At 44.9% G+C, this 11,538-nt stretch carries 9 protein-coding genes; 1 reads left to right on the top strand and 8 read right to left on the bottom strand.

The window, feature by feature from the left end; all coding sequences use genetic code 11:
- Positions 1 to 168 precede the first annotated feature (168 nt).
- The 3 genes from RWY97_RS08115 to RWY97_RS08105 form a co-directional block, all read right to left on the bottom strand.
- Positions 169 to 1,530, bottom strand: a complete 1,362-nt coding sequence (locus RWY97_RS08115; protein WP_315566565.1) for a lipoprotein 17-related variable surface protein — start codon at positions 1,528 to 1,530, stop codon at positions 169 to 171.
- Positions 1,531 to 1,781: 251 nt separating this feature from the next.
- Positions 1,782 to 3,584, bottom strand: a complete 1,803-nt coding sequence (locus tag RWY97_RS08110) for a chloride channel protein (protein ID WP_024992336.1) — start codon at positions 3,582 to 3,584, stop codon at positions 1,782 to 1,784.
- A gap of 32 nt (positions 3,585 to 3,616) precedes the next feature.
- The gene (locus RWY97_RS08105; RefSeq protein WP_314740483.1) at positions 3,617 to 4,186 is read right to left on the bottom strand and encodes an L-threonylcarbamoyladenylate synthase; all 570 of its coding nucleotides are present in this window, start codon (positions 4,184 to 4,186) and stop codon (positions 3,617 to 3,619) included.
- A 134-nt stretch (positions 4,187 to 4,320) separates the two neighbouring features.
- On the opposite strand from RWY97_RS08105, the gene fmt reads away from it, so the two are divergent.
- Positions 4,321 to 5,295: a methionyl-tRNA formyltransferase gene (fmt, locus tag RWY97_RS08100; RefSeq protein WP_315566562.1), complete on the top strand. Its 975-nt coding sequence runs from the start codon at positions 4,321 to 4,323 to the stop codon at positions 5,293 to 5,295.
- Between the two features lie 226 nt (positions 5,296 to 5,521).
- On the opposite strand, the gene lpdA is transcribed toward fmt, so the two are convergent.
- The 5 genes from lpdA to gcvT all read right to left on the bottom strand — a co-directional run bounded on the left by lpdA (position 5,522) and on the right by gcvT (position 11,535).
- Entirely contained in the window at positions 5,522 to 6,877 is a 1,356-nt protein-coding gene (gene lpdA, locus RWY97_RS08095; protein WP_315566561.1) for a dihydrolipoyl dehydrogenase, read from the bottom strand.
- Positions 6,864 to 8,345, bottom strand: coding sequence for an aminomethyl-transferring glycine dehydrogenase subunit GcvPB (gene gcvPB, locus RWY97_RS08090; protein ID WP_315566560.1), 1,482 nt, complete (start codon positions 8,343 to 8,345; stop codon positions 6,864 to 6,866). Before gcvPB ends, lpdA begins: the two co-directional genes overlap by 14 nt.
- An 11-nt stretch (positions 8,346 to 8,356) precedes the next feature.
- Positions 8,357 to 9,676, bottom strand: a complete 1,320-nt coding sequence (gcvPA, locus tag RWY97_RS08085; RefSeq protein ID WP_315566559.1) for an aminomethyl-transferring glycine dehydrogenase subunit GcvPA — start codon at positions 9,674 to 9,676, stop codon at positions 8,357 to 8,359.
- Between the two features lie 127 nt (positions 9,677 to 9,803).
- Positions 9,804 to 10,184 (bottom strand): glycine cleavage system protein GcvH, encoded by a 381-nt coding sequence (gene gcvH / locus RWY97_RS08080; protein ID WP_315566557.1) that lies wholly within the window; start codon positions 10,182 to 10,184, stop codon positions 9,804 to 9,806.
- 256 nt (positions 10,185 to 10,440) lie between these two features.
- Positions 10,441 to 11,535 carry a glycine cleavage system aminomethyltransferase GcvT gene (gene gcvT, locus RWY97_RS08075; protein ID WP_314740474.1) on the bottom strand — a complete coding sequence of 365 codons (1,095 nt, stop codon included), beginning with the start codon at positions 11,533 to 11,535 and terminating at the stop codon, positions 10,441 to 10,443.
- Between the last annotated feature and the right edge of the window lie 3 nt (positions 11,536 to 11,538).

The following is an 11,538-nucleotide window of genomic DNA, read 5'->3' as shown; positions in this document are numbered from 1 at the left end:
CATAACTCATAAGGCTGTTCATAGCCAATTACTTAGACCTAAATGATAGATTTTTATGAAAAGCTCGGACCTTTTTATTGGAAGGTATAGACCTTTCGTTTGAAAGGTGTGGAGGTATCTCCTAAAACCTTGTTTCCATTTAGCAATGTAATACTGCGGAAAGTCGGTTTACGGTTTCAGCAGATGCACCGTCAAAGGCAACTCTACATCCTTTACAGCTGTCTCATTGATCGCTTTCAGTCTTAATTTCATTTTCAGGAAGTTGCCCTCTTTGCGAGCTTCCGATACTTCGAATTTCGGATTCTCGAAATACAGGTCGAGCACTGAACCGATGTTCTGTGTCGGTTTCCATACCGTAATGATGGAGCTTCCGTTGCCTGTCTTCACTTTTTGGGGCAACAGCTCGATAGACTTACCGCTCCTGCGAATGCTCATCTGCGCCTTTTCTATCCAGGTCTGCACGGGAACAGTACCCATCTGTGAAAGTTTGTCGCCGTCGGGTGTGTTTCTGAATTTCTTACCCAGCTGTTCGCCTAATTCGGCACTGCTTGCGAGATGCAAATCGGTGTTGAGATCAGACAGGGGTTTGAAACCTGTTATTGTTTTGGTAAATACGGCCAGCTCGGTTTCACGCCCGTCGTTTGCAGTAAGTTTTATGGTGACCAGCAGTGTGTTGTCGGTGTCGTTCTTTTCTTTGTGACTGATACGAGGAACGAATTTTGATTGGTCGTATGGCAGCAGATTGGCATAGAAGAGATCCAAATGCTCGTATACACCGCGAAGATACAGCGTTTTGGTCAAGTTGTCGTTTACAGACAGTTGCCGACTGTAATAATCGTTTTTGTCGAACTGCAACGAGGGAGCACCGTTTATGCCACTGCCTGTATTGCCTTTGATTCCGTTGTAGGTAACGGTAAAGGTGATAGTTCCGTCAGCGAGATATCGGATGTTACCGATAGCAGTTTTAGCAAAGTCTTCGGATGTGAAAGTGTAATGGTGCTTCCCGTCGGGTGTGGAGGACGTGAAATTGATAAACTTCGAGAGGTATTCGGTAGTGAATTTCGCTGTATTGCCGAGTCGGTAGAGCGTGTCGAAATCAAAGTCTTTCTGATAGTTCGTGTCGCTCTTCCACGTCGCTACTACACGTTTTGCCATCGCCTCATCGGTAGGCTTTGGTGCGAATCCTTCAAAGGAAATCGTTTTCTTGAACGGCTTTCCCGATATACTGCCCATAACTGTTACGGTGAATGTACCCGTTTGTTCGTTGCGGTTCGTTTCGTCGACGGCGGTAATGCTGAACGTCTTCCCGTTGATGGTCTTTGTGCCGCTCGTGGCTTTTATCTTCTTCAACGCCTGATGGACTGTGAGATTTTTGTCCAAATCAAAATATTTGGAAAGGTCTTCATCGTTCACCTCCTGTGTTTCCATCTGTTCGGGCTTAGAGGGCTGTTTCCCGTTATTTTCCGGTTCATCTTTGCTGCACGCCGACACTACAGCACACAACATAACTGCCAATAATACTTTTTTCATCTTTTTAATCTGTGCTTGCTTGTTAATCACTGAAATACATTCTTCTACCTTTGTCGTAAAAAAGATAAACGGCTTTGCCTAAATGCATTTTTATCTTGTTGCGTGCAAAATTAATGATAAATTTTCATTTCTGGGTGTTTCCAGGCACATATTGTCTTGTTATCCAAGATTTATTGATAAAGATTAGGTTGTCTAAGTCATTCCTGAATACACGCGTATACCGTTGCTGTCCCGGGTCGGTTGCAGCTCCCCTACTCTGCCGAAAGGTCTTCGACCATCTTCCGATACATCGTGTACATCCGCGTACGGGATATGACGCCGATGATGTGATTGTTGATATCGACAACAGGAAGATAATTGAGCGTGGTTTGATCGAACTTGTTCATTACGTCTTCCATTGGGTCGTTGATACCCAAGATAATGTCGACGGGTTTCATCAATTGGCTTACGGTGAACTTGTGATAGAGTTCGGTGCGGAACATAATGTGGCGGATCTGCGCGAGATCGATGATTCCGAGCAAGGTATTGCCTTGATTGATGACGGGAATAAAATTGGTATGGCTTCGACTGATTACCTGTACCAGCTTGCCCAAAAGAAGGTCGGGCGTTACGGGCGTATAGTCTTTCTCGATAATACTATCGAGACTCATCAAGGTGAGTGCAGCGTGATCGGTGTGGTGGGTGATAAGTTTTCCTTCTCGGGCGAGTCGCATTCCGTAAATGCTGTGCGGCTCGAAGATGTTGATGGTGAGATAAGAACAGATGCAGACAATCATCAACGGCATAAACAGCTGGTATCCACCGGTGAGCTCTGCGATGAGAAAAATGCCCGTGAGCGGTGCATGCATCACGCCGGTCATTACACCTGCCATACCGAGCAGCGTGAAATTCTTTTCGGGGATGTAGACTCCGATTTGATTGATATTCCAAATTCGGGCAAAGAAAAAGCCGCTGAATCCGCCGATAAACAGAGATGGAGCAAATGTTCCGCCGCATCCGCCTCCGCCGTTAGTGGCTGATGTGGCAAAAGCTTTGGTAAGAATAATGAGTCCGATATAGACAACAAGGAAATGACTGTTGCCATAGAAGACGGAGTTGTTCATTACGGTGTCCCAATCAGTCTCGGTCTTGCCGTTCAATAGGATATTGATAGCCGAATATCCTTCACCGTAAAGTGATGGAAAAAGGAATATGAGCAGACTGAGAACGATACCTCCGAGGACTAATCGGGCATAGATTTTATTCTTGAATCGTGCGAAAACTCCTTCGCACGCATTCATTGCACGAATGAAATACAGGCTTATCAAACCGCAGAAAATACCGAGCAGAATGCTGGCAGGTACTCTTTCCAAGAGCCATTCGCCGTCAAGATGAAAAGTAAAGAGTGAGTCACTGCCCGTGAAGATATAAGTGAAGCACGTGGCTGTAACACACGAGATGAGGATGGGTAGCAGAGAGGCCATTGTGAGGTCGACCATCAGAACCTCTAACGTAAAGACCAGTCCGGCGATGGGTGCCTTGTAGATGCCTGCGATGGCGGCAGCGGCCCCGCTTCCCACGAGTAGCATCAGGGTTTTGTTGTCCATCTTGAAGAACTGTCCGAGGTTACTGCCAATGGCCGAACCTGTGAGTACGATAGGCGCTTCGGCTCCGACGGATCCTCCGAAGCCAATGGTGATAGCCGAGGCGATGACTGAACTCCAACAGTTGTGTCCTTTCAGTTGACTCCTTTTGGTCGAAATGGCATAGAGCACACGTGTGATTCCGTGTGAGATATTGTCTTTAACAATATACCGGACGAAGAGTGACGTGATATAAATTCCGATAACCGGGAAAACGAGGTAAAGCCAATTGTAAGTAGTTATATCAAATCCTGCGGTAAGTAAATACTGGATTTGCCGGATGAGCCAATGCAAGACATACGCTGCCACGGCAGCAAAAAAACCTACAAAAAACGACAACAGAATGATAAACTGCCGGTCGGTGACGTGAGATTCGCGCCATTGAATGATCCGTTGGATAGGTGTAATATGCAGCTCTTGGCCCGATTCCATTTCTTTTCTTGCTGTATAAAATCGTTGATTAGTTACTTTCGAATGATTTCTACTTCGCCGTCAATTCCTAATTTAATAATAGAACTCGGCGTGTGAGGTTTATGTTCTTGTCTTCTCGACCAACAAACATAGTCTACGGCGTCGATAATTTCTTGCGAAATATCCGCATAATTCGCTGCAGCAGGCTCTCCGCTGATATTGGCACTGGTACTGACAAGGGCTTTCTGAAATCTGAAACAAAGTTCTTTGGAGAACGGTTCTTTAGTGATTCGCATTGCAATCGAACCATCTTCAGCAATGAGATTGGGGGCAAGATTAACGGCATTGTCGAGGATAACAGTTGTGGGCTTGGTGGCTAAATCCAATAAATCCCACGCAACATTGGGCACATCGCGCACATATCTTTGCAGACGTGCATCGGAATCTACTAAACAGATCATCGCCTTTGAGTCATCTCTATGCTTGATCTGATACACTTTGGACACGGCTTCGGGATTTGTCGCGTCGCAACCGATACCCCAAACGGTGTCGGTGGGATAGAGAATAACGCCTCCCTTATTTAAAACTGCAACAGCATTCTTGATGTCTTCTGCTTGATTCATCGTTAAACAATTTATATTGCGAGTCACAAAGGTAGCGCAAATCTCAGAGATGACAAAATAAAAATTTGACTTTCACAGATTTATTGCTACCTTTGCAAGAAATAAACTGCTTTTTACTCTAAGATAAACAGACGATGAGAAAGGAAGATTTGCGTATTGTCTTTATGGGAACACCCGAGTTTGCGGTAGAGTCTCTGCGCCGATTGGTAGACGGCGGGTATAATGTCGTGGCCGTTGTCACCCAACCCGATAAGGCTGTCGGCCGTCACGGGTCAGTATTGAAAGCCTCGCCTGTCAAAGAGTTTGCCATTAGTCGCGGTCTGCCAGTTCTGCAACCGGTCAAGATGAAAGACGAGAACTTCTTAGCAGAATTAAAAACTTATCGAGCTGATTTGCAGGTTGTTGTGGCCTTTCGAATGTTGCCCGAAGCAGTTTGGGCGATGCCTCGTTTCGGAACTTTCAATGTTCACGCTGCTTTGTTGCCCCAGTATCGCGGTGCAGCCCCCATCAACTGGGCTATTATCAACGGCGAGACAAAGACGGGAGTCACTACGTTCTTCTTGGATCACGACATCGATACGGGGAGCATTATCATGCAACGGACATTCGATATACCTGACGATGCCGATGCTGAATTTGTTTACGAAGGTTTGATGCGCCTTGGAGCAACATTATGTTTGGTTACAGTTGACGAAGTGATTCGTACAGACGGCAATGTAAAATCGATGCCACAATGTGAACATAAGGGGCTGAAACCGGCACCGAAGATATTTAATGAGACGTGTCGGATTGATTGGAATCAGTCGGCTAAACGCATATATGATTTCGTTCGTGGACTGACTCCTTATCCTGGTGTGTGGACCGTGATGCACAATGAAGTCAATGCAGAACAAAAAGATACTGTTATCAAGATCTATAAGACTGCCAAAGCGGATCGATGCAGTCTCGGAGTATGTGGAAGTATGTTTGTTGCAGACAAACATCTTTATATCAATACAGGTGACGGCGTATTGGAAATATCAGAACTCCAAATATCGGGTAAGAAGCGTATGGCTGCGAAAGATTTCCTTAACGGATTTCATCATATTGAGCTTTATCGATTTGTGTAAAAGCAGACAAAGTAAACCTGTGCACAATAAACCGTTAATCGCACTGCGTTTAACGATTTTTCATCGTGTAAAACGCCGTTAATTGCAAGACAATTAACCATTAATTACAACGGAATCTCTATCTTATTGATATACAATCATATAAGTATGGAGATCCTTGTACGAAAAAACGGAGTAACATTGGGTTGTTTCAACCGTGTTACTCCGTTCTTATTTTTACCGGACTTTATGCCATCAGAGCAATATCTTGCAGAATTTCGCCCAAGGTAGGATGTGTATGGATGATGTCTCGCAGTGCTGCAATCGTCGTGTCGCGATTCATCAGCACAGTCACTTCCTGAATGATATCGGCTGCATGAGCACCAAAAGCGTGACAACCAAGGATCAGTCCATTTGTATCAGCAATTAATTTGATAAGTCCTTCCGACTCATTCATTGCCAATGCTTTGCCGTTCGAGCGATAGTAGCCTTTATAACACTTATACTCGATGCCGTTGGTCTTGCAGTTTTCCTCTGTCATTCCTACACTACCAGCCTCGGGATTAGTAAAGATTGCAGATGGCATAATGTCGAAACGAATGCTATCTGCCTTATCCAAAATGTGATTCACGGCACGGAAACCTTGGAATGTAGCTGCGTGAGCCAGCATCTGTCGTCCGTTGACATCGCCAATTGCATAGATACCTGGTACATTTGTCAGCATATTCTCATCCACAGTAATACCATTACGGTCATAAGCAATGCCCGCTTCGTCTAATCCTAACCCTTCGATATTGGCAGCCCGACCGGTAGCTACCAATACGATATCGGTCTCGATGGTTGTTTCTTTGCCTTTTTTCTCGAAAGTAATAGAGAGGCTCTCACCTGATTTCTCGATTTTCTTCACACCCGATTGCAAGTAGAATTCGATCTCGTTGCGTTCCAAAGTCTTGCGTAAGCGTTTGGCAATGTCACTGTCGAGAGTAGGAAGACATTCTTTCAGAAACTCGATGACAGTAACTTTACTACCGAAGCTGCTGAAAATACCGGCAAACTCCATACCAATAACACCGGCACCAATAATACACAGACGTTGCGGGATATGCTTGATGTCGAGCAACTCCGTCGATGTGATCACATTGGGCAGGTCGATCCCTTCGATGGGCGGAATCTTGGCGTGTGATCCGGTAGCGATAATGATGTTGTCGGCAGTGATTTCTTCATCGCCTACAACAACCGTCTTACCACCTTTCAACTGTGCTTTCCCGTGCAGAAAAGTGATACCCGGCAAGGACATCAGCATTTCTACACCGCTGCGCAACTGCTCAACGATTTGCTGCTTGCGTTCAATGACTTTTTGGAAGTCGATTTCAGGTAATGGTGAGTGTAACGGGAGACCGTAAATGTCACCACTTTTCAGCTCGCTGAAAACCTCTGCATTGCGGCAAAGTGTCTTCGTGGGGATACATCCACAGTTAAGACACGTTCCGCCGGCCTGAGCTTCTTCAACTACCACTACCTGTAAACCGTTCTTTGCAGCATATTCGGCAGCACGATACCCACCGGGTCCACTACCGATGATAAGCAAATCAGTCTTTGTCATTGACCAGTTGTTTGTAAGTCATTATCGGATGTTTAGCTGCCAGCACGTCGTCGACACGACCGATCGGTGTGTGATGTGGCGCAGATTTCACGGTCTCGGGCTCCTCGATCGCCTCTTCGGCGATTTTGCGGAGCACTTCAATGAATCCATCGATAGTCTGCTTGCTTTCATTCTCTGTTGGTTCGATCATCATTGCTTCGTGGAACAAAAGAGGGAAGTAAATCGTCGGAGCGTGATAGCCATAGTCTAAAAGACGCTTGGCAACATCCATCGTGGTGATACCGGTGCTCTTGTCTTTCAAACCGTCGAACACGAATTCGTGTTTACACAGGCCTTCGATGGGTAGTTCGTAAACATCTTTGAGCATCTCTTTGATGTAGTTGGCATTGAGCGTTGCTAATGGACCTACCATCTTGATATTTTCTTTTCCAAGCGTCAGAATGTAAGTATAAGCACGCAGAAGAACCAAGAAGTTGCCGAGGTAAGCACCCACCGCGAGCGGAGTCGTCTCTCCCGGAAGCGTGTAATTATTCTTCTGGATGACGAAACAGCCGTTCTCTTTAATTACTCTGGGCGAAGGCAGGAATTGTTCGAGTCCTTCTCTCACACCGACCGGTCCTGCTCCGGGACCTCCGCCACCGTGAGGGGTTGAGAATGTCTTATGCAGATTGATGTGCATTACATCAAAGCCCATATCTCCCGGGCGGCATTCGCCGAGCAGGGGATTGAGGTTTGCGCCGTCATAATACATCAAACCGCCACAACCATGTACTAATTTGGTTATCTCGGGAATCTTCTGTTCAAAGAGTCCCAACGTGTTAGGATTGGTCATCATCATTGCAGCCACGCCGTCATCAAGCAGCCTTTTCAGGTCTTCTACATCGACAATGCCCTCCGGTGTACTTTTCACTTCCACTATTTCAAGACCGCATACGGCAGCAGAAGCGGGGTTTGTGCCATGCGCAGAGTCGGGAATGATCACTTTAATACGCTTGTTGTCATTGCGACTTTGGTGATATGCGCGGATAATCATCAGTCCGGTCAACTCTCCATGAGCACCTGCGAACGGGTTCAACGTGAACTCACTCAGGCCTGATAATTCAGAAAGCGCCTGTTGCAGATTGTAATATACTTCCAATGCACCTTGACAAGTTTCGGCTGGTTGTAGTGGATGAAGATTCTGAAACTGTGGCAAGGCTGCTACTTCCTCATTAATGATGGGATTATACTTCATCGTACAACTGCCCAAAGGATAGAAACCATTGTTCACGCCGAAATTGTTTTCACTATGATTGGTATAGTGGCGCACAACAGTCATTTCATCACACTCGGGAAGTTCGGCATCTTTCGCTCTGCGCATTGCCGATGGCAACTCGTTGTTACCGAAGTCGTTTTTCGGCAAGGAATATCCTCTTCGCCCCGGATGAGATAACTCAAAGATCAAATTTCCATATAATTTATTGTTCATTTGATTGCTGATTAAATGTTGGACAATTCTACAAGTCTGTCGATCTCAGTCTTGGTTCGTTTCTCGGTAACGGCAAACATAATCGTATCTTCTGCCACTTTCACGCCACCAAGAATACCGTTCTCCAAAAACTTGTTCTGCAAAGCGTCTACGTTGCCGTTAAATTTGACACAGAATTCGTTAAAGAAAGGCCGCTCATAGGCCAATGTGAAGCGGCCCGTCTTGACCAACTCGTTGCACAGATAGTGTGCTCCGTCATAGGATGCTTGTGCTGCATCTTTTAATCCTTGCTTGCCCATAACACTCATATAAATAGTGACAAACAGAGCCATCAGACTCTCGTTGGAACAGATGTTGGATGTAGCTTTCTCGCGACGGATATGTTGTTCGCGTGCTTGAAGCGTCAAAACAAAAACGCGTTGCCCGTTTTTATCGACAGTTTTACCAACGATTCGGCCCGGCATTTTACGCATCATCTTTTCCGTACAGCACATATAGCCCACATAAGGACCGCCGAATGCCATCGGAATACCAAGCGATTGCCCCTCGCCTACGGCAATGTCGGCTCCCCATTCACCTGGTGTTTTCAGCAGAGCAAGATCTGCCGGATTACTGTTCATTATGAAGAGCGCTTTCTGTTCGTGGCAAATGTCGGCATAGCCTGTATAATCCTCGATGATTCCGAAGCGATTGGGTTGCTGTACGATGACGCCGGCCACGCCGCCTTCGATTAATCTTGCATTGAGTGCTTCACGCAAAGTAACACCCCTTTTCTCCACAATCAACTCAATAGATACCCCGTGAAAGGAGGCATAAGTCTTGATTACGTTGAGGATTTTCTTATCAACGGTCTCAGAGACTAACACCGTATTAGCTTTTTTAGCTGATGCTGCAGCCATCAAAGCTGCTTCAGCCGTAGCCGTACTGCCGTCATACATAGATGCATTAGAAATTTCCATTCCTGTCAGTTCGGTCATCATACTTTGATATTCAAAGATATAATGCAGCGTTCCCTGCGATATTTCGGCTTGATAGGGCGTATAACTGGTCAGGAATTCAGAACGTTCCACCAAGTTGGGAACAATGGAGGGCGTGTAATGATCATACACACCGTTTCCGGCAAATATAGTCAATTGCCGATTCTTCTGACCAAGATTCTCAAAGAGTTGTCTGATTTCAATCTCGCTTTTCGCCTCGGGTAGGTTATAGTTTCGACCGAAACGGATACTCTTAGGTACTTCAGCATATAGGTCCTCCAAATACTTCATGCCGATGCAATTAAGCATTTCCGTAATCTCTTCTTGCGTATGTGGGAAGAATTTGTATTGCATAATATTCGTCTAATTGATGAGTTGGCAAGTGAACGAGTGGATAAGTAAACAAGTGAACAAATGAATAAGAGAGTGTGTACGACAATTTCTCGTCCATTCGTTCATTTGTCCAACTCTCCACGATACATTACTTGTTACAGAAAGTCTCATAATCCTTTGCATTCATCAGTTCGTCGAGTTCTGTCTTGTCAGAGAGTTTAATCTTGATTATCCAGTTTGCAAAGGCATCTTGGTTGATGAGCTCGGGTTGATCTTCCAAAGCCTCATTGATTTCAATGACGGTTCCGCTCACAGGCAATGTCAGATCGCTGGCAGCCTTTACGCTTTCCACTGCTCCAAAGTCGTTGCCGGATTCTAATTCATCATCAATGTTGGGCATATCCACATAAACAATATTACCCAAAGCATTTTGTGCAAAGTCTGTGATACCGATGTAAGCCTGATCGCCTTCTACGCGTACATATTCGTGTGACTCACTATAATAGAGTCCTTCCATAAATTTAGCCATTATATCAATTGTTTTAATTATGATGATTTACGTTTTAATTTGGTCTTTTATATTGTCAAAATCAATGATTTTCGCTCCATTCCCTTGCCGTAATGTCTCAAAAGAATTTCCAATAAAGATATTATGCCGTACGGTAAAAAAGGATCTCCGGTAAGAATTTTCATCTATTATGATATTAAAAGAATTTCCGACGGTACGATACATCTTATTTTATTATGGTGAAAATCGGTATTTTGTAATTGTTTGGGCAGCTTTATCAGTCCTTTTTGTAGTGTTTGTCATAGAATCTCTTCTTGACAACAATGCCGGAGAAAGCCCTTTTTCGAATCTGGACTTCAAGTTCTGTACCCAATTTTGAATATTCGAAGTCGATCAATGCCATACAAACGCTTTTATCAACGGATAAGCAGTGATAGCCTGTTGTAACTTCGCCAACTTGCTTTCCATCCTTGAATACAGGATAGCCGTGACGCGGAATAGCCCTATCTTTCAGTTCAATACCCACTAACTTTTTACTGAAACCTTCGGTTTTCTGTTTAACAAGGGCTTCTTTACCGATAAAATCAGGTTTGTCCAACTTACAAAACATTCCCAACCCCGCCATTACAGGAGTGATGTCTTTGCTGAGTTCATCGCCATAGAGCGGTAATCCGACTTCAAATCGTAATGTGTCGCGGCACCCCAATCCGCATGGTTTGCAGTGCCCATCGGCCATCAACTTGTCCCATTGTGCACGGATAAATCCGTGTGAACCATAAATCTCAAATCCGTCTTCGCCAGTATAACCTGTTCGACTGATAATTACAGCCTCGCCGTTACTGTCAATTGTCTTAGCAGTATAGAATACTAAGTCTTTACAAGGTATGCTCAGCACTTTCTCAACGATATCTTCCGCCTCGGGACCTTGTATGGCCAGCTGACCGTAATAATCTGAACAATGGTCAAGGGCAACATCAAATCCCTCTGTATTTTGGCGCATCCAGGCTACATCTTTGTCGATATTAGCTGCATTAATGACAAGAAAAAACTCGTTTTTATCCATCTTATAAACAAGCAGATCATCAACGGTTCCGCCGTCAGGATACAGCATCATTCCATAGAAAACTTGTCCCTTGGGAGCATTGGTCACATCATTAGTGAAAATATGATTAACGTAATGCTCGGCGTCTTCTCCTGTAATATATACTTCTCCCATATGAGATACATCGAAAACACCACAATGCTGACGTACGGCATTATGTTCATCAACGATGGATGTATACTGAATCGGCATATCAAAGCCGCCGAAAGGCTGCATCAGAGCACCTAATGTCACGTGTTTGTCATAAAGACAAGTTCTTTTATTCTCCATATT

Source organism: Hoylesella pleuritidis (assembly GCF_963541955.1).
Lineage (GTDB): Bacteria > Bacteroidota > Bacteroidia > Bacteroidales > Bacteroidaceae > Prevotella > Prevotella pleuritidis.
The sequence above is the reverse complement of the archived record's forward strand: the minus strand, read 5'-3'. Positions and strand labels throughout refer to the sequence as shown.